Genomic DNA, 25289 nt, shown 5'->3' with positions numbered 1-25289 from the left:
AGGCCGATCAAGGCTTGACCACCACCGCCGCATTGGGCGATTCGCCGTACATCTCGGGCGAATACATCGCTTCCATGCGCGTTTGCGGCAAGCCGAAGCTGCCCGGGTTGTTCAGGCGCACCGTGTACTCGATGTTGAACGAGCCCTTGGGCAGGTAGCGGTAGTACACGCGGTAGGCCTCGAAGCTGCGCTCCTTGTAGGCCAGCCAGCCGCGGTCGTCTTCCTTCTCCGAGTTGGTGTCCATCTGGCTGTCACGGCCCAGGCCGCTGCCCAGGATGGTGGCGCCGCCGGGCACCGGGTCGTTGAGCACGACCCAGGTGGCATCGGCTTGTACGTCGATGTCGAGGTGCACGCGCAGCACGTCACCGCGGCTGTACTGGCCCTTGACCTTCTGCTCCACCGGCGTGATGGTCTTGGTGATGCGGTATCCCGAGCTGAACGCCGTGACCACCGGCACGGCCGCCTTGCTGGTGAAGGTGACCCAGGGCTTGCCCGTGCCTTCATGCGTGACCTTCACGGCGGTCGAGGCCTTGTTGCCACCCACGGCAAAGCCCGTGGGCCAGCCCAGGGCCAGCGTAGCCCCCGTGCTTTGTGTGGCCCAGTTCAACGCCTGTGCATTGCCACCAGGCTCGAAGCCCACACGCGACGTGCCGCTGACCGGGTCCTTCTCGAATTTGCGAGAGAAGGCCTCGATGGCCACCGAGCCCCAGGCATTGGCCACCGTGGTGGACCAGCGCCCGAACTGCTGGCGTTGCAGCGTGCCGGTCACCAGGCGGGGCATGTCGCTGGTCCAGGCGGGTTTGTCCAGCGCGCCCAGGATCATGCGCACGCTGTTGACGTCGCCATTGCTCATCAGCCACCACCAGCTGTCATCGCGTTCGGTCGAGAAGCCCAGGCGCGTGCCCTGCACATTCAAGCGAGCACGCAGCACCTGCTCGGCCTCGTTGAGGCGCTTGTCGCGATCGGGGATGTCCTTCACGCGCTCCAGCACCATCAGCCAGTCGATCACGGCACCCGTAGGCCACTGGTTGGGCAGGATCTGGATCGAGCCCAGCATGCGGGGCTGCACGCGGCCGGTGCGGCTGAGCGCTTCCAGTGCCGCCAGCTTGCGCACATCCAGATCACCGTTCTTGAGGAAGGCCGGCATCCAGAAGTCGCGCTTGATGCGCCCTTCCACAAAGGCGATCAGGCCGCGCTCCATCTTGTCGCGCGTCTCGGGCGGGATGTGGAAGTCATAACCCAGCTTGCTGGCTTCATCGGTGACGGACAGCAGGTAGGCCGTGAGAGAGTCGCTGCCCGTGTTGTGCCAGCCCGCAGCCGGCGGGAAGTAGTTGGCCATGCCGTCTTCGTCCAGGTACAGCGGGATCTGGCCGGCGATGGCTTGCCAGTAGCCCGTGTCACGCAGGCCGATGGCGATCGAGGCCTTCTGTTCCAGGCAAGACCAGGGATAGCGGCTGAAAAAGTCGCGCACACCCGGCAGGCCATCGGCCAGCTTCGGCTTGAAGCCCACTTCGATGCCGCCGCGCAGGGCGCCCTTGCCATCGGGCAAGGCCTTGACCGGTGGTGCAATCGGGATGCTGATGGGCTTGTCCAGCTGCATCAGCGTGGCCTGCTGTACCGTCACAGGCACGGCCTCAACCACCTTCTGCGTGAACTTCATGCGGTCTTGTGCGCCACCACCCTGGGCGCTCACCTGCCATTCCACCTGCGGGATGTTGAAGGGCACGGTCACGTCCCAGCTGACCTCGGCGGCGGCATTGGGCTCGATGTGCACGCGCTGCTCTGGCAGGGCGTTGCCGGCCTGGCCATTCAGTACCACGTCCATCGGCTTGGGCGTGGTATTGCGCAGCGTGAACATGGCGGTGTACTGGTCACCCTCGCGCACCAGCGGTGGCACGCCGGAGAGGATCTGCAGATCCTGCGTGGCGCGGATGCTGGCGTGGCCGGTGCCGAACAGTGCGGCCTTGTCTCCCTTGATGGCATCGGCCACCACGACGATGCGGAAGCTGGTGAGTGAGTCGTTCAAGGGCACCTTGACCACGGCTTCGCCCTTGGCATCGAGTACCACGCGGGGGTTCCACAGCAGCAAGGTGTCGAACAGTTCGCGGGCCGGGAAGTCGCCCCCGCCGCCACCTGCTGGCGCGGCCTTCTTGCCATAGTGCCGCTTGCCGATGATCTGCATCTGTGCGGTGGCGGTTTCCACGCCATAGCCTCGCTGCTTGATCATGGCGTTGAGCAGGTCCCAACTGTCATTGGGCTTGAGTTCGAGCAAGGCCTCGTCCACCGCTGCCAGCGTCACTTCGGTGCCGGCGGGCACAGGTGTGCCATCGGGCAGGCTGACCTTCACGCGCACCTGGCTGTTGGCGCGGATGGGGTAGCTGGTCTTGTCGGGTTGCACCTCCACCTTGAGGGTGTGCGGGCCCATGCCCACTTCGATCTCGGCGATGCCGTACTTGAAAGCAGGCTTCGACAAGTCGACCATGGCCGTGGGCTCCTGGTACTGCTGGCCCTCGGTGCGGTAGGCGTGCCACCACTCGGTGGGCGCGCGCCAGCCCCAGGTGAAGAAGGAATACCAAGGCACTTCGCGGATGCGGCCTCGCACGGCCAATACGGACACGTAGACGTTGGGTGCCCATTCGGCTTTAACAGGCACCTCGATGGTCGGGTCCTTGCCGTTGAGCTCGACCGTCATGGTCTCGATGATGCCGTTGCGCTCGATGGCCACCAGGGCTGTGGCATGGCGGAAGGGGCTGCGCACCTGGAACCTGGCGACCTGGCCGGCTTCGTAGTTGCGGCGCTCGGGGATCACATCCATGCGGTCCTGGTTGTCGCCACCGAACCAGACTTCACCCTGGCGTGTCACCCACACCGAGGCGGCGGAGCGGGCCAGGTGGCCACCGCTGTCCTTGGCTTCGGCGATCAGCTCGACCTCGCCCGTGGTGCTCATCTCGGCTTCGCACAGCACCAGGCCGCGTGCATCGCTGGTGCCGCTGCAGACCTCGCCCAGTTCTTCATCGGCGTTCTGGTTGTCGTAGGCGTAGAAGCCGCCCACCAGGCGTTTGCGCGTGGAGCTGGTGCGGTGCACCACGGCCTTGACCTTCACGCTCACATTGGCCTGAGGGTTGCCGTTGGTGTCCAGCGCCATCACCTGCGTGGCCACCTTCTGTTTGACCGACACCCACGAATCCGTGCGCAGGCCCAGCACGATGGCCGAGGGCCACACAGACAGCGTCTGGCTCAGTGTCTGCACTTCGCCGTTCGGGTCGGCATACGTGGCCTGCACCAGCAACTGGCGCGGTGTGGCCACCTCGGGCAGCTTGCTCAGTGTCACGTTGCCCGCACCCTTGGCATCCAGGGTGGCGGCCAGTTTGTCGGCCACCAGTTTGGATCGATCGTCGCGCGTGTGTTGCGAGGTCTCGTTGTCGTCCTCGTCCACATAGTTTTCCGAGAAGAAGCCGCGTGCATTCGGGTCACTCGGGGCGCGTGGTGGCTGGAAGCTGAAGCCGGGGAAGCGCTTGGTGCGCAAGGCGGTGTTGATGTCGGCCTCACCCAACTGGGCAGACACACGCACGGGCAAGCCCGCCGCGCCGCCGCCATTGCCGTAGTTGATCTGCAGGCCGATGGGCACTTCCTTGGGCTGGATGAGCGCGGCCTTGGGGCCGATGAGGCGCCCTGTCATCACGGGCAGACGGAATTCTTCGACGCGGAAGGAGCCCGTGCTCACATGGCCGCGATGCCCACCGGGCCGACGCAGTGAGACGCTGTAGGTGCCCAGCTTGGCGTCTTCCGGGATCTTGAAGCTGGTGTCCGCATGGCGTTGATCACGCCAGCTCAGCGGGAACTTGAACTCCTGGCCCGAGCCTTCGTGCACGATGCGTACTTCGTCGGGCAGTTCGCTGCCCTGCAGCAGGCGCATGCCGGTGAGCTGCTCGGCGCGGGCATGGTGCTGCATGGACACGGTCTGGCCGGCGCGCAGCAAGGTGCGGTCGAACACGGTGTGAAAGCGTTGCGGCTCTTGCGTGTCATGGCCCACGTTATTCACGTGGAAGCGCCAGGACTCGATACCATCGTTCCAGGTAGACCACACGAAGGACATGTCGGCGCGGCCTTTGTCGTCGATCTTGCGGGCGCTGATGAAGTAGCCCTCTTCACGGCCTGTCTCGTAGCCCTGGCAGTAGCCCCAGCGCGGTGTGGGTAGCTCCTGCTTGACGATGGCAAAGCCGTTCTTGTCGGTGTGGCCCTTCCACACGACCTGGCCCTGGCAATCCGAGATCTGCACCTGTGCCTCAGGCACGGGCTTGCCCTTGTCCAGCGTGGTCACCCACACACCGGAGTTGACCGCGCCCCACTTGAAGTGCACGCCCATATTGGTGACCAGCACGCTGGTGCGCACGAACATGGGGGCATCGCGGTCCAGCAAGGTCTTGCCCAGTCGGGGCGATTCGATCTCAACCACATGGAAGCCAGGCTGCGGCATGGGGATGCCGATCACCTCGAAGGGATGTGGGTCGGTCCTGGCCTGGCTGGGCAGGCTCAGGCGTTTGGCGGCTTTTTCTTTGTTGAGCAGGCTGACGGTGCGCGTCTGCACCAGGCCCTGGGCTTCGGGGCTGTAGTCGCGTTGCTCTTCGTTATCGTCGTATTCACCTTGTTCATCGCTTTGACCATAGCGGTTCGCCTTGCGCTGCCTCTTCTGCTTGGCCTTGACAGGCGGTGGCGGCAGCTTGATACCCAGCTCTGACTCCACCTCTTCACGGCGTCGGTTGGTTTCGTCATATCGCTTGACCATGGCCAGCCAGTCGATGATGGCGGCGTCATCCACCACGGTCAGGTCGCGCACGGCGCTGGCCTTCTTGACTTTGCCAGAGGGCGCTGTACCGTGCGCGGGCTTGGCTTGATCTGCCTTGGCCACATCGGCACCCGCCTGCAAGCCCTTCACAGCCAGATCGCCTTCCACATGGCGCACCGTCACAGGCAGCGTGGGCTCGGCGTTGAGCTCCAGGATGCCGAAGGTGGCGCGCGGGAACTTCGCAAGCGGCGGGGAGTCGGCCGTCTTCGTCTTGATCGGGAAGGCGCTGGCGTTGCTCAGGCCGCGGCCCGAGTCATCCTTCAGATCAGCCGGGATCTCGATGCTGACGGCTGCCGTGGGCGGGAAGTCGGGCTTGAATTCCACCGCGCTCACGGCGCTCTCGGACGGGTCGATCTTGACCTCGCCTTTGTTGCGCGTGAAGAAGTGGAACCACTTGCGGATGCCGCCGCTTTCCACGCCCACCAGGCGCTCTTCGGTCTCGCCCCGGTTCTGCTCCACCAGGGGCTTGTGCTCGCCATCGGACGACTTGAGCACGATGCGCTCGGCCAGCTTGCGCGGCACCGGCGACGAGAACTCGATGCGCATCGGGCGGATGGGCAGGCAGTCGGATCGCGAGTTGACGCGTTCGCAGGTGAAGCTGGCCGTGAACGGCGGGCGCACCTTGTAGTCCAGCTTGCGGTCTGCCGAGTTGGGCACACCGGACGGCGTGGCAATGCCGCGTGCCCACACCAGGTTCACATTGGCATCAGGCGGCAAGGGGCGGGCGCAGCGCAGCACCACGGCGCGTTCCTGCTGGGGCAGCAGGCTCACGGCCTTGAGGATGTCGTTGCGGACGGGGCCCGTGATGACGGCCACGGGTAGCCGTTCAGACACGCCGCTGACTTCGCAATAGGCGTGTTTTTCGATGCTGGCCTGGGTCGCCGCACCGTTGAGCAACAGGGCAAAGGCCTGCTCTTCTTCGATCTTGTTGTATTCGCCGGGCGAGGGGTAGGCGCGCACCACCGCGGGGCCGCCCGTGCTGAAGGCAAAGCGCGTGTCGCCCGTGACGGCTTCGCCGCTCAAGGCCTTGACGCCTTGGCTGAGCTTGATGCCGCAGCGGGTGCCGGCGGGCACATCCTGCGTGAAGTCGTAGACCCAGGTCTTGTCATCCACCCATCGGCCGGTACCGGTGACGGGCTTGTCGTTCTGGCAGCTGACATCGAACGGCGAAGGCAGGCGCGGGTCGCCGAACTTCACCATCGAATCCGAGAAAGTGACACGGGCCTGGCGCACCTTGGCCACCTCGCCCTGGGGCGACATGGTCTGCACCGTCACGGCCAGAGCGTGTCCGATGACGGCCACCGAGGCCACGGCCATGGCCAGCCCTGCCAGCATGGACAGACGGCCGGTTTGATGACGATCCTGCTTGTTTGATGACGAGCGCATGGCGCTTTTCCCCTGTTTGGCGGCTGGATGATGGGCATCCAGCGATCGCGAAACTATACGGCGGGGTCACGCCTGGGCGTGTGGGGATACCAACCCCCTTAAAGAGGATGGTGGCAGGGCGTACCAGGCTGCCTGGTGCTGTCGCGTGCTGATTCAATGCCCACGCATGCGCGCTGCTTCCAGCCGACGCTCGCGCCGCTGGGCCCATTCATCTTTGTGGGTCAGGGTGGAGTCGGCTTCGGTGGCTTGGCGATGCTTGTAACGCCACAAGGCGGTGAGCACGCCAGCCGTGACCAGCATGGCGGCACTGAGCACGCTGGGGCCGGTGATGCCGAATGCAGGCAGGAGCGCTACGCCAGCTGCGGCGTAGAGCGCGGGCAGTTTTTTGTAAATCGAGTCAGGTATCCACATGTCAGTCAGGTTTGAGCTGGCTTGAGACATGGTCCCAGATACGAGGGGTCTTGTGGGGCGAAGCCGGCCCCCTGGGCACAGGGGCTGACGCGATAAAACGGGCGTGAGCGTGAAGGAGTACCGCTCGGCGTAGTGTGTCGTCAACGGGTTTTTCGGCAAGCCCTGTTTTGTCCGGAATTTCATGGTTGCCTGGGCAGGCGATGGGTTTCGTAGGTCATCCCCCCATCCTGTGTCACCATGAAGGGATGGACCTCACACCGGACATCCTGCAGCGCATCGAGTCAGACACCATCGCGTACTACGAAGCGAGAGCGGCGCAGTTCTGGCAGGGCACGCGTGACCACGATGTCAGTCAGAACATCCGCGCCCTGCTGAGCCACATTCAGGGCATGGCTCCGTTCGAGATCCTGGACCTTGGCTGCGGCCCCGGTCGAGATCTGAAAACCTTTACCCTGCTCGGGCACCGTGCCACGGGCCTGGAAGGCACGCCCAGCTTCGCCGCCATGGCCCGCGAACACAGTGGTTGCGAGGTGCTGGAGCAGAGCTTTCTGGCGCTGGACCTGCCTGCGGCCCGCTTCGACGGCATTTTTGCCAATGCATCCTTGTTCCACGTACCCAGCCAGGCCTTGCCGCAGGTGCTCACCCACTTGCATGCGGCGCTGAGGCCGGGCGGTGTATTGTTCAGCTCCAACCCCCGCGGGCAAGGTGAGGAAGGCTGGCAGGCCGGGCGATATGGCGCGTACCACGAGCTGGCAGGCTGGCGCGCCTTCATGATCGGCGCCGGTTTTGTCGAGTTGACGCACTACTACCGGCCCGAAGGCTTGCCGCGTGATCAACAACCCTGGCTGGCCAGTGTGTGGCGCAAGCCAGTGGCGTGAGCAAGGGAGATACCGCCATGTCGCTCGAACTGGTTCGCACCCTGCAACAACAGTGGCACGCGCAACTGGTCGAGACGCACATCTCCTGGGTGCTGCTGGACGGGCAATGTGCCTGGAAGATCAAGAAGCCCGTGCATTTGTCGTTTCTGGACTTCAGTGAGCTGCGCACGCGCCAGCACCTGTGCGAGGTCGAGTTGCAGCTCAACCGCCGTTTGGCGCCAGACATCTACCTCGGCGTGCACGCGCTCACCGGCTCTGCCGCCGCACCGGTTCTGAACGGCACAGGCCAGCCCTTCGAGTACGTTCTGCAAATGAAGCAGTTCGCACCTGGCGCCCTGCTCAGCGAGCACCTGACCGCCGACACCCTGCAGGCCGTGCATCTGGATAAACTGGCCCGGCGCCTGGCGGCGTTTCATGCGCAGGCCGCCGTCGCAGGGCCTGATACCGACTGGGGCAGCCCGCAGGGCATCACCCAGCCGGTGGACGTGCTGCTGACGGGCCTGGCCGAGCATGGCTGCCAGGATGCCTGCGCCCGGCTGCAGCCGTGGTTGCAGGATGAGGCGCGCCGCTTGCAGCCGCTGTGGCAGCAGCGCAAGGAACAAGGCCGTGTCGGCGAGGGCCATGGCGACCTGCATCTGGCCAATGCCGTGGTGCTGGGTGACGAGGTCACGGCTTTTGACTGCATCGAGTTCGACCCTGCCCTGCGCTGGATAGACGGGCTCAGCGACATCGCCTTTCTGGCCATGGACCTGATGGCGCATGCGCGCGCCGACCTGGCCTGGCGCTTCATCAACGCGTATCTGGATGCCCGTGGTGACCATGCCGGCTTGCCCGTCCTGCGCTATTACCTGGTCTACCGGGCGCTGGTGAGGGCACTGGTGGCCCGACTGCGCCAGGATCAGCAAGCGGATCAGGATCGGGCACCTGCGGCCGAAGGGCCGGATTACCTCGCGTTGGCTTTGCAGCTGATCGAGCCCACGCGGCCTGCGCTGTTGATCACGCATGGGCTGTCCGGCTCGGGCAAGAGTCATGTGTCTGCGCCGATGTTGATGGCCGCGGGTGCCGTGCGTCTGCGCTCCGATGTGATCCGCAGGCAACTGCTGGGCACGGGGCAGTACGACCGTGCTTCTACGCAAGCGACCTACGCGCGATTGCACGAACTGGCCGCACTGGCCCTGTCGTGCGGCTACCCCGTCATCGTGGATGCGACTTTTCTCGATGCGTCAGAGCGCGCCCATTTCAGGCAACTGGCGCGTGACCGCGCCGTGCCGTTCGCCATCCTGCATTGCCACGCCCCTTTGCCCGTCTTGCAGGAGCGCATCCAGCACCGGCAGGCCAAAGGTGGAGACCCTTCCGAAGCCGATCTGGCGGTGCTGGCCAGGCAGGCCCATGGCGGGGATGCCTTGCTGCCTGAAGAAGGCCCCGAAGCGCTGGATGTGGATGCCCGCCAGACCTGGTCGGCCGCCGATCTGACGCGTCGCTGGCTGAACATGGCACCGCCAGGAAAGGCAGTCTGATCATGCAGCGCTTCGATGTCTGCAATGGCGATGCCGATGGCTTGTGTGCCACGGTGCAATGGCGCTGGTTCGAGCCGGCCGAGGCCACCCTGATCACCGGCCTCAAGCGCGAGATCACCTTGCTGAGCCGCGTCCAGGCGCGCGCGGGCGACGAGGTGAATGTGTTTGACCTGTCCATGCAGCGCAACCAGGCCGCCCTGCATGCGCTGTTGGCGCGAGGCGTGCGCATTCGCTATGTCGATCACCACGCCACGGGCGAGGTCCCTCAGCACCCCTTGTTGCTTGCCCATGTGGACCTGGGGCGTGATGTGTGCACCAGCTTGCTGGTGGATCGCCTGATCCATGGCGCCAGCCGCGCCTGGGCGCTGGTGGGCGCCTATGGCGACAACCTCGCGCAGGTGGCCGATGCGCTGGCCAAGGCCTCCGGCTTCGATGCGCCGGCGCGTGCGGCGCTCCAGCGCATGGGTGAAGCCATCAACTACAACGCCTACGGTGACTCTGAACTGGACGTGCTGCTGGCCCCGCAGCACCTGTACCGCTGCATGCAGGCTTACCGCGATCCCCTGGACATGCTGGCAGCCGAGCCGATCATCGACGAGTTGGACGCGCAGCGCCAGGCCGACCTGCAGCAGGCGGCATCGCTTCAGCCTCTGTGGCAGGGGCCTGGCGCGCAGGTGCTGTGCCTGCCCGATGCGCCCTGGGCCCGGCGCGTGATGGGTGTGCTCGCCAACGAACTGGCCAACGCACAGCCGGATCGGGCCCATGCCGTGCTGCGCCAGCAGGCCGACGGCAGCTACTCGGTCAGCGTAAGGGCGCCTTTGAACAGGCCGTCGGGCGCTGAAGCCGTGTGCCAGACCTTTGGCGGCAATGGCCGGGCACGGGCGGCGGGCATCGATGCCCTGCCCTCCGACTTGCTGTCGCGTTTCATTCAGGCGTTTGCCGAGGCTGCCTGGGGTGCGTGAATATCATGTCCAATAGCAGCATGGAACAAAGCGACCTCATCGACAAGCGCCTGACCGATCTGGAGATCAAGGCCAGCTTCACCGAAGATCTGGTGGAGGATCTCAATCAGCTGATCGTGCGCCAACAGCAGCAGATCGACATGCTGATCCGCGAGGTGTTGCAGTTGCGCCAGCAGTCCACCGATACCAGCCAGGGAAGCTTCCGCAGTTTGCGCGACGAGTTGCCGCCGCATTACTGATCGTGGCTCGCAGCGAGCTTCAGTGGGGCGTGATGTCGAGGATGACGCGTTCGATCGGTGCCGCTGTCACGGCCGTGGGTTCCTGAAACGGGTTGCCCTGGATCAGCACGATGGCAGCCGTGGGGGCGGCCGCCAGCGCAAACAGCATGATGGCCACGAAGGCCGCGCGTGGGTTGTCCACATGCACCACCGCGACGGACATCAGCGTCAACAGCCCCAGGAAGGCCATGCCCAGCCACTTGAGCGGGTTGACGTGCGTCTGGCTCAGGCCGACGCGCTGGTTGCGCTCGTCACGCAGCTCGCTGGCCTTGTGCAGCATCAATGACTGCACATTGCTGCCTGCAGCCTTGGCCATTTCATCACTGGACAAAAGGCTCATCAGCGTGTCGGCTCGCTGGCGCACTTCTCGGCTCTGGTGGCGTCTGGCCAGTTGAGGCCATTCCTCTGCGATGGCACGGGCATAGGACAGCAGGGCATCACGCGTCTGGGTCTGCAAGGTGTAGGGCAGCTTGTTGGACAGCGTATGGATGCTCTGGAGGGCATCCGCTTCCTTGTAGACCGCCTGCATCGCTCGATCGTGGGCGCTCCAGGTGTCATTGGCAAGGAAAGCCAAGGTCAGGCCGAACAGCACACCGATGATGTTGATGAACGGCGGCGCCACACCGTGCAGCGTGCGGGCCCACTCCGCCCAGCGTGAATGCTGAATCGCCCATTGGATGATGGCCACCGCGGCGAAGGTGCCCACTATCGCCACCAGGGCGTAGCCGTATTGATCGTAGGTGTGCCAGCTATTGGGAATCATGGAGCGGTTCGGAGTGATCCTTTTCTCAGTTTAGACCTCAGCTGTCGCGCGGCCTGTCGCCGGGACACATGCCCGCCCAGTGGGCGATGCGCTCTTGCAGCAAATGTGGAGAGATGGGCTTGCTGATGTGATCTGTCATGCCCGCCGCGAGGCACTCACGGCGGTCTTCCTCGAACGCGTTGGCCGTCATGGCCAGGATGGGCGTGCCGCCGTATCCGGCTAGCTGGCGTATCAACTGCGTGGCTTCCAGCCCGTTCATCAGGGGCATCTGTACGTCCATGAGGATGAGGTCGTACTGATGGCGGCTGGCCTTGAGCACAGCTTCTTCGCCATTGAGGGCCACGTCGAACTCGATGCCCGAGCCGGCCAGCCCCTCGATGGTCACCAGCCGGTTGATGGCGTTGTCTTCTGCCAGCAGCACGCGCAGGCCTTTGAGTTGATCCAGGCGCAAGGGTTGCAGGGCCCGCGCGCGCGCTTCGGGGTCACCGGGGCTTTGTCGGGCTGGCGAGAAGGGCAGTTCGACCCAGAAGCTGCTGCCCAACCCGGGCTGGCTGCGCACGCCAATGCGCCCGCCCATGAGCTCGGCCAGCCTCTTGCTGATGGCCAGACCCAGGCCGGTGCCGCCATAGCGCCTGGTCAAAGAGCGGTCGACTTGTTCAAAGGCCTTGAACAGGTCATCGAGCTTGTCGGGGGCAATGCCAATGCCGGTGTCCTCCAGTGACAACTTCAACCACGTCTGGTCACTGCGATCGTGTTCGGTCGGTTTCACCAGTTTGACCGACAGTGACACCCTGCCTCTTTCGGTGAATTTGACGGCGTTGCTCGCAAAGTTCAACAAGATTTGCTGCAGGCGCATGTCGTCGCCATGCAGGTACTTGGGCAGGGAGGGGTCGAGGTCTTGTACCAAGTCCACTTTGGCTTGTGTGGCGCGCACGCGCACCATGTCGAATACATGGGCGACGACATCGCGCAAGTCGAAGTCGCGTTCTGCCAGGGTCAGGCGCCCCGCTTCGATCTTGGAGATGTCCAGGATGTCGTTGATGATCTGCAGCAGGTGGGCAGATGCAGCGTCGGCTTGCTCCAGCCTCTGCGCGTGAACAGGCTCGGTGACGTCTCGCTTGAGCAGCGCGAGCAAGCCGATGATGGCGTTCATCGGGGTGCGTATCTCGTGGCTCATGTTGGCCAGGAAGGTGCTTTTGGCCTGGTTGGCCTTGACGGCCTCGTTGCGGGCCTGTTCCAGCTCCCGCGTACGCTGGCACACTAACTGTTCGAGCTCCTGTCGATACTGCTGCAACTCGCGCTGGGTCTGCAGCTTGTCGGTCACATCCAGCAGCGAGGCGATGACCAGTTGGGTCTGTCCGTCCGCACGGTAGCTGGCCACCGAGACGGTCAGATCGATGATGCGTCCGTCCTTGCGCACGGCGCGCTGGTCCATCTGGTAGTGATCAACCTCACCGTTGAGGAGCCGCTGGTAGCTTGCCAGGGCCGCGGCCCGGTCTTCCGGGTGGACGAGGTGCTCCCACTTCATCTGCCGAAGTTCGTCTTCGGTGTACCCCAGCATCTCGCAATAGCGGCGGTTGTAGCGCACCCAGCGTTTGTCCGGCGTGGTGATGTTGATGCCGATGTTGCCCAGATCGAACTGGGATCGAAACATGAACTCGCTTTCTTTGAGCGCCGTCAGCGCCTGGTCCCGGCTGTGCCGAGCGCGGGTGGCATTGAGACCATAGCTCAGCGTCCCAACCATCCGGGTCAACAGGTCGATTTCGTCAGCCTGAAAGGCATCAGGCTCCGCCGCGTAGAGCGAGAGCACGCCGATTTTGTTGTCGTCCAGCTTGAAGGGCAGTCCGGCGGACGATTGAAAGCCATGCCGAAGCGCCGCATCACGCCAGGGGGCCATGGCCGGGTTGGTCAGGAAGTTCTGGTTGCACACGGGCTGCATCGTGCGGATGGCGGTGCCGCAGGGGCCATGGCCACGTTCGTCGTTGCCCCATGAAAAGCGCAATCCACCCAGATAGTCGGATGCACCACCAGCCCAGGCAATCGGATGGACGGTACGAATCTCATCGTGGCGGCCTTCTCCAATCCATGCCATCAGGTAGCCAGCCTCTTTGACAGCGAGCTCGCACACCTGATGCAAGAGGTCGTCTTCTGTGGCGGCGTGAATCAGCATGCTGCTGGTTTCAGCCAGCAGGCGAGAGGCTCGGTTGACCTTCTTGAGTTCCTGTTGAGTCTGTCGCAGGGCTGTGATGTCACGGGATACGCCGGCGACAGCGTAGAGGAGGCCGTGCGCGTCGAACAGTGGCGTCTTGACCGATTGCACCAGCACCTGGCGCCCATCGCTGGCATAGGTGATCAGCGATTCCGATGTGTGCGAGCGCCCGGTTGCCATGGCGGCCAGATCACTCTGGCGGAAGTACTCAGCTTGTTCTAGCCCGACAAAATCATGGTCCCGCTTGCCGATGATGTCCGCTTCCCGGGCGCCGAAGAACTTTTCGAACTCGGGGTTGCAGGCGAGATAGACGCCATCCAGATCCTTCACCCAGACAAGGTCAGGGATGGCACTCATCAGCGCCGACAGATCTACACGTTCATGCCGTATGTCGCTCAAGGCGTCCACCCTGGTGCCATGCTGATACGTTTGACGCTGAGAAAGACGCATGCAGCCTCCCTGGCCTGACGGCCGTCAACGCGCGGGTATGCAGCCACCAGAAAGGCTCAGGCACCGCATCGGGATACACAGGATAGCGAAAGGGTCATTCAAGCGGAATAGCGCCCTTCACCAAATCAGGCTTGGCTGGGGGGACTATGCAACAGCAGGGCGCGTCGTTCAAGGGGTCTCGGGCAGGTCAAACCAGAACGTGCTGCCTTGATCGGGTTCGCTTCGAACCTGCAGTTCGCTGCTCATCAGCGCCAGCAGTTGCTTGCAGATGACCAGGCCGATGCCGGTGCCCGGTTTGTCACTGTGGTGTCGCCCCAGTCGGTTGAAGGGTTCGAACAGGTGGGTGAGCTGGTCGGGTGACATGCCCAACCCGGTGTCCTGCACGGCAAATCGCAGCTGACTCCCGTGCCGCTGAAGGCTGAGCGTGACATGCCCGCCCGGACGGGTGTATTTGAGCGCATTGCTCAACAGGTTGAGCAGGACCTGCTTGAGGCGCGTGCGGTCAGCGCGCACGGCGCCGCTCGGGCTGTCGACGGCGACGATCAGTTGCAGGCCGGCCTGGCTGGCCTCTGCGGCCATCATGTGGTGGCACTCCTGGACCAGGCTGCTGGCATCCACCCGTTCGAACTCGATGCGCAACTGCCCGGACTCGATGCGAGAGAAATCCAGCACGTCGGTGATCATGCTCAGCAAATGCTGTCCTGCGCTGTCGATCAGGCCGATCATGTTGCGCTGGCGTTCCGTGAGGGGATCGCCGTGGTCGAGCTGCAGGACCTGGGTGAAGCCCAGCACGGCATTGAGCGGCGTACGCAATTCATGGCTCATGCGCGACAGGAAGGCCGTTTTGGCTCGGTTGGCGGCTTCGGCGGCCAGTTTGGCGTCGCGTTCCTGTTCGCGTTCGCGAAGACGTTTGCTCATGTCCGCGAAACCGTGCTCCAGCATGATGAACTCTTGCGGGGTATGGCGAACATCAACCGGGCCAGGTTCCTGACCTTGCGCGATGGCCTGCATGCGCTTGAGCAGTTCGTTGGCGGGCTGCATCACGCGGGTGACCGCCAGGCGCCACGCGACCCACAGTGCCGAGGCGAACACCAGCATGCTGGCTATCAGCAGGGTAATCAGCGAGCGCTTGAGTTCGGCGGTCAACTGCGCCTGCGGGATGCCCACGGCCACGCACCAGTCCGATACGCGGGAGCGGCTGTAGGCCGTGATCACCGGGATGCCCTCCAGTGTGATGGTTTCCAGCACCCCTTCTGATGATTGCCTGGACATGCGGATCAGGTCTGGTACGGCTGGCTTGCCGACGAAGCGGTCCATCTCGTGCGTGCGTGCCACGATGTGGCCCTTGCTGTCCAGCACGGCGCTGATCCAGTGGCTCGGCAGGTTCTGGGACAACAGTACTTTGGCGATGCGTTCCGGGAAGATGCCGGCATTGAGGCTGTACACCGTTTGTTTGCCGCGTTTGACCGGCACGCCGAGTGCCAGGATGGGTTTGCCGGTCACGGGGCCGATGAACACATCGGTGAGCACCGGTTCGCCCGTGTCGAAGATGCGTCCCAACTGGGGAGGCCCGCCAACCGTTGGCAGTGGGCTGCCCCAGGGTTTGAGCGTGTTGAGCAACTGACGGCCGGCCTCATCGATCAACACGTAGTTGGACACCGCCTGGTAGGGCAGCGCGTTCAGCGCCTGGGTGTAGAAGGTCGCCAGGTCATCGTTGTTCAGCGCGCTGGAGGTGGCCAGCACGCGCAACGCAGCAGATGTGCCGGCCAGATCGCGGTCCAGATTGGCCGTGGCAGCGCGTGCGATCGCGATGGCATTTTGGATGGCCTGCGCCTTGTGTTGCCGGTAATCGGAGACGATGAACCAGGCACTCAGCAAGATGCCTGGCAGCATGCAGGCAGCGACCAGCCAGATCAGGCTGCTGCGTATGTGCAAGCGAGCGCCTTGTACTTTCTGGTTCTCACGCGCAACGTCAGCTTGCACGGGTAGCTGGCTGGCACGCCAGGTGAGCTGTTCAGGCATGGCGAAGGCGGAAAGACGCGAGGTGTCAGGCACCTTCGCCTCGGTGCTGCAGAGGCAAGGTGGGCGTTTACGGCAACCAATACGACGTACAGCCGAACCAGTAGAACAGAGCCAGCAAGGGCGCGCCTGAAAGACCTCTGATTTCGCGTGGTTATGCGTGTTGACTGTGGTGCAAGCGATCGCTCACAAATGACGAGAAGGCCGTGAGTAATGGGGTGTAGCGATCTGGTGCGTGTTCCAGCTCAGCCAGTGCCATGCAGGTGGCTTCCAGCGTGGACAGCTGATCCGGGCGGTGGGCCTTGCGGATCAGGTAGCGGGATGGCGCATCGGGGCTCAGGGCCATGCGCGGCAGCACCTGGAGTGCAGGATGGAGGTGCAGCATCTTCAGGCTCTTGCGCCAGGTGCCGTCCAGCACGACCAGCTTGATCTGCGATGGATGCGCCTTGCTCACGTCGACGGTGGGGGCAGGCAAGTCGGGGTGGGCCGGGTAGAGCAAGATCGTGTGCGATGTGCGGGTTTCGTCTGCCGCCAGCCAGCTATGCAGATTGTCTGGATCGAAGGTCTCGCCCACCTGCAGTTCGGCGTGTTGCAGGCTGAGCTGCAACAGCCTGGCGCTGCCTTTGGCCTGCTTCACTTCCAGCGGATGCTGCAGGATCAGCACGCGGGCTTCGTTGGCGGTGGGTGTGATCCAGGTGCAGATGCAGGCGCTTTGCGGGCGATCACATCGCGCGCACAGGAGGCGGCGCGGTGCGTTCAAGGCGAGGCCATCACCAGGCACTCAGGCTCCGATGGCCGAGACGATGGCCTGCAGCAGTTGCCAGGTGCGGCCCACCGAGGCCACTTCCACCTGCTCGCCGGGAGCGTGGGCGCCCCGGATCGTGGGGCCGAACGAGACGATGTCCATGCCCGGGTACTTGGCCGCGATGATGCCGCACTCCAGGCCGGCGTGGATCACCTGCACGCGGGAGTCGCTCTGGAACGCACGTTGGTATACCTGCTGGCACAAGGTCAGCAAAGGCGAATCGGGGTTGGGCGTCCAGCCCGGGTAGGTGCCGGATCGCTCGGCGCTGGTGCCAGACAGCGCCCACAGGCTCACGATCTCGTCGGCCAGGGCCTGGCTGCCGCTGTCACGCAGCGAGCGCACCATGAAGTTGCAACTGCCGCCTTGCGGGCCCAGGTCGACCATGCCCAGGTTGTTGGATGTTTCAACCACGCCCGGCACGCGCTGGCTCATGCGGCGTACACCATGCGGGGCGGCATGCAGGCTGCGCAGCCAGATGGCTTGCTCGGCTTCGTGCAGCATGTGGCTGGCCGATGCGGCCTCGGCTTGCAGCTTGATGCCTTGCTCCACGCCTTCCAGCTCCTGCGCCAGCAAGGCCTGCCAGCGGCCCAGGGCCTCCGTCAGCGCTGCGGCTTGACCAGCGGGCAGCGCGATCACGGCAAAGGCCTCGCGCGGCAGGGCATTGCGTGCGGTGCCGCCTTGCAGTGCCACCAGGCGCAGTGGCTGGCGGGCGTTCAGATCGGCCAGTATCCGAACCAGCAGCTTGATGGCGTTGCCGCGCTCTTCGTGGATGTTCACGCCGGAGTGCCCGCCGCGCAGGCCCGTCAGGCTGAGGCGCCAGGCCTCGTGGCCGGCGGGCAGGGGCTGCGCCACGCCGGGGCGTTGCACGTTCACGTCCATGCCGCCGGCGCAGCCCAGGTAGAACTCGCCCCACTCTTCGGTGTCGAGGTTGAGCATCAGCCTGCCTTGCAGCAAACCGGGCTGCAGGCCCTGCGCACCGCCCATGCCGGCTTCTTCGTCCACGGTGAACAGCGCTTCCAGCGGGCCGTGTGCGACCGTCTTGTCGGCCAGCAAGGCCATGATCATGGCCACGCCCATGCCGTTGTCGGCGCCCAGGGTGGTGCCTTCAGCTTTCACCCAGCCACCCTCCAGCACGGGGCGGATCGGGTCACGGCTGAAATCGTGGGTGCTGTCGCTGTTTTTCTGGCAAACCATGTCCAGGTGCCCTTGCAGCACCAGGCCGGGCGTGCCCTCTCGGCCCGCTGTGGCGGGTTTGCGGATGATCAGGTTGCCGGCCGTGTCCACCAGGGTGCCCAGCCCCAGGCCTTCGGCCCACTGGCGCAGATGCTCGCGCAGGGCGTCCTCCTGCTTGGACTGGCGCGGGATGCGGCACAGCGTGGCAAAGTGAGCCCAGACGGCGCTGGGTTCTAGCTGATCCAGGGCGGCGGTGGCGTTGTCAGTGAGCATGGGCGCGGTTCGGGCTTGTTGTTGTGAAGGCATGTTGAGGTGCTGGGTGGGTGTATTTCACCACTGGTGAGACTTTTGCTGGCTGCAGCACGGTGCGCTCGAACAAGGCCGATTCGAACTGCCGCTCCAACTCTCGGTTGCTCCACTTTTCCTGGGCTGCCTGGCGCAGGTAGAACTCGCGCTCCTGGGGTAGTTTGGCCTGGCTCAGGATGATGAGGTTGTGTGTCCAGGGCAGTTGTCTCACCAGTGGTGAGACCAAGTCCTGGCCTTGGTACGCCTCATAAAACTGCCGCATGCGGTACAGGTTGGGCCTGGTGAAGCCCCGAAGCCCAGGATGGGTGCTGGCGATGTGCTCGGCCAGCTGATTGACCACACCCTCACCCCATTCAGCCGTCTCGATCTTGTGGCTGATGATGGCGCCCACTTGCCAGTACAAATCGATCAGTGCCGTGTTGACGGCCTGTACCGCCCGCAGCCGCGCGCTGGCAATCAGTTGCAAGACTTCGGCGAAGCCGGGATCGACGGGGGTGCTCATGCGCGATTCATATCCTGAAATGGCCAGCCGGACGGGGCATGTCCTCTTTTGAGTATGCCAGTGGCGTGCCCCTTCTTTCACATGGTGCGATCACCCTGTTGGGCGGGCAAGCGCCCATGGCGAGGGACATTTGAGCCCGAGGTGGCGTCGCACAGGTTCATGCGTGAAAATACGCCCCATGACACGCCCTGCTCCCGAACTGCTCCTGCCCGCCGGCTCGCTCGACAAGATGCGCGCCGCCTACGATTTTGGCGCCGATGCCGTCTACGCCGGTCAGCCGCGTTATTCCCTGCGCGCCCGCAACAACGAATTCAAGCTGGAGCAGCTGCAGCAAGGCATCACCGAGGCCAAGCAGCGCGGCAAGAAGTTCTACGTCACCAGCAACCTGCTGGCGCACAACGACAAGGTCCGCACCTATCTGCGTGACATCGAACCCGTCGTCGCCATGAAACCCGACGGCATCATCATGGCCGACCCCGGTCTGATCATGATGGTGCGCGAGAAGTGGCCCGAGGTGGCGGTGCACCTGTCCGTGCAGGCCAACACCACCAATTTCGCCACCGTCAAGTTCTGGGAAAAGATCGGTGTCAAGCGCATCATCCTGTCGCGCGAGCTGAGCCTGGACGAGATCGAGAAGATCCGCCAGGAATGCCCGGACATGGAGCTGGAAGTCTTCGTGCACGGCGCGCTGTGCATCGCCTACTCGGGCCGCTGCCTGCTGTCGGGCTACTTCAACCGCCGCGACCCCAATCAGGGCACCTGCACCAACGCCTGCCGCTGGGATTACAAGACCCACACGGGCTCCGAGATGTCGGACACGGGCGAGGTGATCCCCATCAAGCTGGAAGGCGACTTCAACTTCGGCAAGGAGCAGGAAGAGGCCAACAGGGCTTTCTCATCCTGCGGTGATGGACAGCGCCACCCGGCGGCCGATCAGGTCTACCTGCTGGAAGAATCCGAGCGCCCCGGCGAGCTGATGCCCGTCATGGAAGACGAGCACGGCACCTACATCATGAACTCCAAGGACCTGCGCGCCGTGGAGCACGTCGCCCGTCTGGCGGCCATCGGGGTGGATTCGCTCAAGGTGGAAGGCCGCACCAAGTCGCTGTACTACGTGGCGCGCGTGGCCCAGGTCTACCGCCAGGCCATCAACGATGCCGTGGCCGGCAAGCCCTTCAACCCGGATCTGTTGCTGCAACTCGAAGGCATGGCCAATCGGGGCTATACCGGAGGCTTCCTGGAGCGCCGCCCCGCGCAGGACTATCAGAACTACATCACCGGGCACTCGGAGTTCCAGCGCAGCAAGTTCGTGGCCGAAGTGCGCGGCATCGAAGACGGCTGGGCCGAAGTCGAGGTCAAGAACAAGTTTGCCGTGGGCGACACCATCGAGGTCATCCACCCGGCCGGCAACCAGATCGTGAAACTGGAAGCCATGCGCAATATGGACGGCGAACCCATCGAAGTGGCGCCAGGCAGTCCGCTGCATGTGCGGATCCCCCTGGCGGAGCAATACCGGGGTGCCTTGATCGCCCGCATGTTGGGTTGATCCGGGGTGGGGGCGCTTCGCCTCCATCGAGCGGATGAAAGTGTGCCGAAGCTCACGGCGGGGTGAGGCGGTGGCGTTCAGTTCGGGCGTTGGCAGACGAAGATGACGGTTCACCTTTGTGTTGTCTTCTATCGCCCTGCATGACCGATACCGCCACTGCCACCGCCGCGCCGGCCAAAGACAGCCAGGCCAAACTCAGCGCCTTTGCCACCTCCGTCATCGAGGTGCTGGACCAGCTCCGCCATAGCGGGCCGATGCAAAGCATCGTGTTTCCGCCTTATCCGGAGTTGCTGGCGCGCTTGCAAACGGCCTTGAGCGCTGCCGAGCCCGATCTCAACGAGGTATCGCGGATCGCCACCAGCGATGTGGGCATGTCCATGGCCTTGCTCAAGGCCGCCAACAGCCCGCTGTATGCCGCAGGCCAACCGGTGCAGACCATCGGCCAGGCCTTGAACCGCCTGGGCCTGGACCAGACTGCGGCGGTGATGACGGGTTTTCTGGCGCAACGGGCCATCAAGGTCAACAGCCCGCACCTGGCGCGCTTCTGGGAGCGCGCTGGCAAGCGTGCCACGGCTTTGGCCTACCTGGCGCAAAAGCTGCCGGGCATGTCACCCGACGTGGCCTACACCTTCGGCCTGTTCTGCCACGCCGGCATGGCCGTGATGGTGCAAAGCTGCAAGGGCTACACCGGCACGCTCGTGGAGGCCATGGCCCGCAAGGACCGCTCTTTCGTGGCCACCGAAAACGCCAACCACAAGACCGACCACGCCGTGGTGGGCGCCCTGGTGGCGCGCGCCTGGCGCATGCACCCGCTGGTGATCGCCTCGATCCGCCTGCACCACGACCTGGGCAGCCTGGGCGAAAGCCGCATCGACAGCGACATCCACAACCTGCTGGCCGCCGGCCTCATTGCCGACCACCTGATGCGTGAGCACGAAGGGCTGGAGCCCGATGCCGACTGGAAGACTTATTCGGAAGCGGCGCTGGCGTGGTTGCAGATCACGGGCGATGAGCTGGCGGGGTGGCAGGTCGAACTGGGGGATCTGCTCGACGAGGGCTGAAGCGCCCCCCTAAGCTGAAGGGCTGGCGGCCTGCGGGCCGGGTTGAGCTGCGCCTACACTCGCAGCTCAGCTTGACCTTGCCCAGAAAGCCCGCCCGTGAACCGACCCTGCCCCCACCAGGCGGTGGCATGGGCCGTTGCCCTGTTGTGCGCCTCGATGGCCACCGCAGCGCTCGCCCAGACTGCGCCATCGCGATCCACCCCCGACAGCGAAGCCGACCGCCTGCCAGCCGTGCAGATCACGGGTACGGCCTTGCGCCGCATCGATGCCGAATCGGCCTTGCCGGTGACCGTGATTCGGCGCGCCGAGATCGACCGATCCGGTGCGCGTACCACCACTGAGTTGCTGCAGCAATTGCCTGCCATGCAGGGCGCGGTGCCCACAACATCGGTGGTGGGCAATGATTCGCGTGGCTACGCCAGCGTGTCCATCCATGACCTGGGGGATGCCTACACGTTGGTGTTGCTGAACGGGCAGCGCGTGGCGCCCTTTGGTGGGCAGTTGAGTAGCGGGGCGCTGCCTGGTGTGGACATCAACACCATCCCGCTGGCCATGGTCGATCGCATTGAGGTACTGACAGACGGCGCATCTGCCTTGTACGGCGCCGATGCATTGGGCGGCGTGGTCAACATCATCACGCGCCGCGATGGCGAGGCGAACGAGGCCACGGTGGGCTGGACGCTGCCTAAAGGTGGCGGCAGGGAGTGGCGCGCCAGTGCGCTCAAGAGCGTGGGCAGCCTGGACGAGCAAGGGCAGAGCTTGAACCTGGCTGTGTCGACCATGCGTCGATCAGCCTTGCGTGCCACGCAGCGAGACTACGCGCGCCAGGCTGCGTTCAATTTCTCACATGCCGGGCAGGCTTATGCATTTGTGGCAGACGCCGGCGCGATGCTGTTCACCGCGCCCGCAACCGAGTACGACGGGCACTACTTCAACAGACGCGGTTCTTGCCCTGAGGGCCAGTACGTCGATGGCGACACCTGCCTCTATAACTACGCCGCCGACGTGGATCTGATACCTGCTCAGGTGCAGGACAGTTTGATGGCCAGTTATACCCGCGACATGGGGCGAGGGCATCGATTGCAGGTGGACGCGCTGTGGACGCGCAGCCTCGTGACATCCTATCTGGCACCCATGCCCGCCTTGGTTGGTTTGACGGATACATGGGCGCTGTATCGTTTCGTGGACATGGGGCGGCGAGGCTTTGAGGACACCTCCTCTTTAGGACATCTCGCCGTGCGTCAAGACGGACGGGTTGGCGATTGGAATTGGCAGCACGGTGTGGCTTACTCGGTGAGCCAGCAACGCAGTGACATCTCTGGTGCCATTGGCCAGAATGCCGCGCAAAGTTTGATGGATGGTGGGGTGTTCGACCCGCTCGCGCTGCCTGGAGCGCAAACATCTGCGGGTCTGGCTGCATTGCGTCGTCAGGCGTATGACGGCAATTGGCTTTCTGGTCGATCGACCTTGCTGGAGTGGCAGGGCGTGGCCTCCAAGGACCTGCTGCCGCTGGATGGCGGCCCACTGAAATGGGCGCTGGGTGCGAACGTTCGCCAGGAGCGCTTGTCATTTCACCCCAGTCTGTTTGCGCAGGGCCTGCTGTCAGACCCTGCTGCGGGTACTTTGGCAACGCAAGGCGATGGTGATTTGCGTGCCAACAGCTATGTCGCGTTGATTCCTTCTGCTGCGTCTCGTCTAAGCTGGGGCGTGTTCTCCGAGTTGCTGGCGCCTGTGTCGCCTACCGTCGATTGGGGCGGCGCTGTGCGGGGCGACCATGACGAACGCGCGGGCTCCTCCTGGACGGGCAAGACCCATGTTCGTTGGCGGCCATCCCCACAGTGGATGTGGCGTGGCTCATTGGGAACGGGGCTGCGCACACCGACGCTGCAACAGTTGACGGCGCCGGGCAGTTCCGACGGCGTGACCGCGACATCCTACGACTGCACCGTTGCACTGCAGACCTTGGCTGTGCAACTGGGCGCGCAGCCCTGTTCATTGAATGATGCGGCGGCTTCCTTGCCGCTGGTTGCAGGCGGCAACAGCCGGCTTCAGCCAGAAAAATCCATTCAAGCCACCTTGGGTTTGCGCGTGGAGCCCATCGCGGGCCACAGCGTGGGCCTGGACCTTTGGGCCGTGCACATTCACGACCGCATCGGCGTCGTGGACGAGAACGTCGCTTTTGGCAACCCGCTGGCGGTGCCGCTCAGCACGTGGACGACAGTACCGGGCAACGGTGGCGCGCAATTGGCCTTGTCGGGCAGCCCGTACAACCTCAGCAAGTTGATGTCGGCGGGACTTGATCTGGACGCGACAGTTCGCCGCGGCACGTCGTTTGGCTTGATCGACAGTCAATTGAGGACTTCGCTGCTGCTGAGGGAGGACAGCCAGTTGTATCCAGGCGGCCCCTGGTTCAGCAATATTGGGGATGGCTTGTACGGCAGCCCCAGTCTGAAGTGGCGTGCAAGTTGGCGAACCAGCTTGATCCGGGCGGGCTGGACACACAGCCTGACGGCGCGATATCAATCCGGTTTTGAAGATGCGCCGGCTCGTGTTCAACCCCTGGATGCCAATGGGCAGCCCGAGGGGGATCCGGTGAGCCTGCGACTCAAGCAGCCCGGCCAATTGTTGTGGGATTGGCAAACAAGCTGGCGCGTTGATGCCTCATGGCAGTTGACGGCGGGCGTGATCAACCTGTTGAACACGAAGCCCCCGTTGTCGCTGAACCAGGGCAGCCCGAACAAAGGGCAAATGATCGGTTACGACGAGCGCTACTACGACGCCCGCGGCCGCATGCTGACCCTGGAAGCGCGTTTGTCCTTTTAAGCATTCCCGGCCTTCACGCCAAGCCAACCATGCAAACAGGCAACATCTTCTCCTTCGATTCGTCCCCCGAAGAGGGCGAGCGCTTTGACACGCTGCTGCGCCACAAGGGCCTGGTCATCGAGCGCATCGTGAGTTCGTCCAAGCTTGAATCACAGCAGTACCTGCAAGCGCAGGACGAATGGGTGCTGCTGTTGCAGGGCGAAGCCGAGCTCGATATCGCCGGTAAGCGCTTGGCGCTTCAGGCGGGCGATTACGTGTTCATCCCCTCGGCCACGCCCCACACCGTGCTCAGTGCCTCACAAGGCGCGCTCTGGTTGGCCGTGCATCTGCATGAAACCATCCGCGAGGCGGGCATCACACCACAAAACGCCACACCGTGAAGAAGTGGCTGGCCGTGCCACCCAGCACGAACAGATGCCAGATGCCGTGGGCGTGCTTGAGGCGCTTGTCCAGCACATAGAACACGATGCCCACGGTGTAGAGCAGGCCACCGGCCAGCAGCCACATCCAGCCCTGGTCGTGCAGGCCATCCATCAAGGGCGTGGCTGCACCGATGCCGCACCAGCCCATGAGCACGTACAGCGGCACCGAGGGCACGGTCTCGCGGCCCCACCACAACTCCTTGCCGATGCCCACCAGTGCCAGCGTCCACTCGAAGGCCAGGATGCTCCAGCCCAGCGGACCATGCAGCGTCACCAGGGTGAAAGGCGTGTAGGTGCCGGCGATCAGCAGGTAAATGGCGCAGTGATCGACCTTGGCCCACATCTCCTTGCTGGCGCCACGCACGCTGTGATAGAGCGACGAAGCCGCGTACAGCACGATCATCGTCAGGCCAAACACGCTCACGCCAATGATCCGCAAGGCATCGCCGCCTTCAGCGGCTTGTGCCACCAGCACGGCCGAGCCCACCACCGCCAGGGCCAGCCCGAGCAGATGGGTCACGCTGTTCAATCGCTCACCGTGGTACATGTCGGCCTTGCTGGATGGGGGTGGGCCGATGCTACGCCCGATGCGCGACATCCGGATGACAGGGCTCAGGCTTCATTGCGCCAGATCATGGCGAGCCCTGCTGGCTGCGCTCATGCAGATTCGTTGCCTGCGAGCAACTCTTTGACGTGCCTCTGATGGGCAGCTGGCGTTGAGCGATCGGGCCAAACCCGTACCCGTAACACGGCCAAACGTGAACTTCTGGCCAACATCACACCCTCTCACCTTGAGACAGAACACTTCACAAGCCCCATGAATACTGCACAATAGCTTGCCCGACGATTGCGGGTGCAACTCGAACTTCGACTTATGAACAAGACCGATCTGATCCAGCACCTGGCTGACAAGCACACCCTGACCAAGGCTG

The 25289-nt window shown here is 64.0% G+C and carries 17 protein-coding genes; 8 read left to right on the top strand and 9 right to left on the bottom strand.

Annotated elements, in window-relative coordinates:
• Positions 1-7 precede the first annotated feature (7 nt).
• Together HY836_RS07695 and HY836_RS07690 are read right to left on the bottom strand one after the other, a co-directional pair.
• Positions 8-6232 (bottom strand): Ig-like domain-containing alpha-2-macroglobulin family protein, encoded by a 6225-nt coding sequence (locus tag HY836_RS07695; protein WP_290675169.1) that lies wholly within the window; start codon positions 6230-6232, stop codon positions 8-10.
• Positions 6233-6385: 153 nt separating this feature from the next.
• Complete coding sequence (locus tag HY836_RS07690) at positions 6386-6673, bottom strand: hypothetical protein (protein ID WP_290675168.1); 288 nt, start codon at positions 6671-6673, stop codon at positions 6386-6388.
• Between the two features lie 215 nt (positions 6674-6888).
• Here HY836_RS07690 and HY836_RS07685 point away from each other — a divergent pair, with 215 nt between their 5' ends.
• The 4 genes from HY836_RS07685 to HY836_RS07670 are packed head-to-tail and all read left to right on the top strand — an operon-like array spanning position 6889 to position 10239.
• The gene (locus HY836_RS07685; protein WP_290675166.1) at positions 6889-7521 is read left to right on the top strand and encodes a bifunctional 2-polyprenyl-6-hydroxyphenol methylase/3-demethylubiquinol 3-O-methyltransferase UbiG; all 633 of its coding nucleotides are present in this window, start codon (positions 6889-6891) and stop codon (positions 7519-7521) included.
• A gap of 17 nt (positions 7522-7538) precedes the next feature.
• A complete protein-coding gene (locus HY836_RS07680) occupies positions 7539-9038 on the top strand; it encodes a bifunctional aminoglycoside phosphotransferase/ATP-binding protein (protein ID WP_290675164.1) in 1500 nt (499 codons plus the stop codon).
• A gap of 2 nt (positions 9039-9040) precedes the next feature.
• Positions 9041-10000, top strand: a complete 960-nt coding sequence (locus HY836_RS07675) for a hypothetical protein (RefSeq protein ID WP_290675162.1) — start codon at positions 9041-9043, stop codon at positions 9998-10000.
• Between the two features lie 20 nt (positions 10001-10020).
• A complete protein-coding gene (locus tag HY836_RS07670; RefSeq protein WP_290675160.1) occupies positions 10021-10239 on the top strand; it encodes a SlyX family protein in 219 nt (72 codons plus the stop codon).
• Positions 10240-10258: 19 nt separating this feature from the next.
• Here HY836_RS07670 and HY836_RS07665 read toward each other — a convergent pair whose 3' ends face one another.
• The 6 genes from HY836_RS07665 to HY836_RS07640 all read right to left on the bottom strand — a co-directional run bounded on the left by HY836_RS07665 (position 10259) and on the right by HY836_RS07640 (position 18505).
• On the bottom strand, positions 10259-11041 hold the full coding sequence (locus tag HY836_RS07665) for a DUF4239 domain-containing protein (RefSeq protein WP_290675158.1): 783 nt from the start codon (positions 11039-11041) through the stop codon (positions 10259-10261).
• A 37-nt stretch (positions 11042-11078) separates the two neighbouring features.
• On the bottom strand, positions 11079-13700 hold the full coding sequence (locus tag HY836_RS07660; protein ID WP_290675156.1) for a PAS domain S-box protein: 2622 nt from the start codon (positions 13698-13700) through the stop codon (positions 11079-11081).
• A 168-nt stretch (positions 13701-13868) separates the two neighbouring features.
• Complete coding sequence (locus HY836_RS07655) at positions 13869-15722, bottom strand: hybrid sensor histidine kinase/response regulator (RefSeq protein ID WP_290675154.1); 1854 nt, start codon at positions 15720-15722, stop codon at positions 13869-13871.
• A 151-nt stretch (positions 15723-15873) separates the two neighbouring features.
• Positions 15874-16479: a tRNA-uridine aminocarboxypropyltransferase gene (locus HY836_RS07650; RefSeq protein ID WP_290675152.1), complete on the bottom strand. Its 606-nt coding sequence runs from the start codon at positions 16477-16479 to the stop codon at positions 15874-15876.
• 21 nt (positions 16480-16500) lie between these two features.
• The gene (locus HY836_RS07645) at positions 16501-18003 is read right to left on the bottom strand and encodes an aminoacyl-histidine dipeptidase (protein ID WP_290675150.1); all 1503 of its coding nucleotides are present in this window, start codon (positions 18001-18003) and stop codon (positions 16501-16503) included.
• Positions 17960-18505 (bottom strand): DUF1016 N-terminal domain-containing protein, encoded by a 546-nt coding sequence (locus HY836_RS07640; protein WP_290675148.1) that lies wholly within the window; start codon positions 18503-18505, stop codon positions 17960-17962. Before HY836_RS07640 ends, HY836_RS07645 begins: the two co-directional genes overlap by 44 nt.
• A gap of 178 nt (positions 18506-18683) precedes the next feature.
• Here HY836_RS07640 and yegQ point away from each other — a divergent pair, with 178 nt between their 5' ends.
• From yegQ to HY836_RS07620, 4 genes are all read left to right on the top strand, one after another.
• On the top strand, positions 18684-20051 hold the full coding sequence (yegQ, locus tag HY836_RS07635) for a tRNA 5-hydroxyuridine modification protein YegQ (protein ID WP_290675146.1): 1368 nt from the start codon (positions 18684-18686) through the stop codon (positions 20049-20051).
• Positions 20052-20191: 140 nt separating this feature from the next.
• Positions 20192-21112: an HDOD domain-containing protein gene (locus HY836_RS07630; RefSeq protein ID WP_290675144.1), complete on the top strand. Its 921-nt coding sequence runs from the start codon at positions 20192-20194 to the stop codon at positions 21110-21112.
• A 96-nt stretch (positions 21113-21208) separates the two neighbouring features.
• Positions 21209-23935: a TonB-dependent siderophore receptor gene (locus HY836_RS07625; RefSeq protein ID WP_290675142.1), complete on the top strand. Its 2727-nt coding sequence runs from the start codon at positions 21209-21211 to the stop codon at positions 23933-23935.
• Positions 23936-23964: 29 nt separating this feature from the next.
• A complete protein-coding gene (locus HY836_RS07620; RefSeq protein WP_290675140.1) occupies positions 23965-24315 on the top strand; it encodes a cupin domain-containing protein in 351 nt (116 codons plus the stop codon).
• Here the strand turns inward: HY836_RS07620 and HY836_RS07615 are convergent.
• Complete coding sequence (locus HY836_RS07615) at positions 24290-24904, bottom strand: hemolysin III family protein (protein ID WP_290675139.1); 615 nt, start codon at positions 24902-24904, stop codon at positions 24290-24292. The two genes, HY836_RS07620 and HY836_RS07615, sit on opposite strands and share 26 nt — an antisense overlap.
• Positions 24905-25289 lie beyond the last annotated feature (385 nt).

The sequence above is a fragment of the Aquabacterium sp. genome, from assembly GCF_016234775.1.
Classification (GTDB): Bacteria; Pseudomonadota; Gammaproteobacteria; order Burkholderiales; family Burkholderiaceae_C; genus Aquabacterium.
The sequence above is the reverse complement of the archived record's forward strand: the minus strand, read 5'-3'. Positions and strand labels throughout refer to the sequence as shown.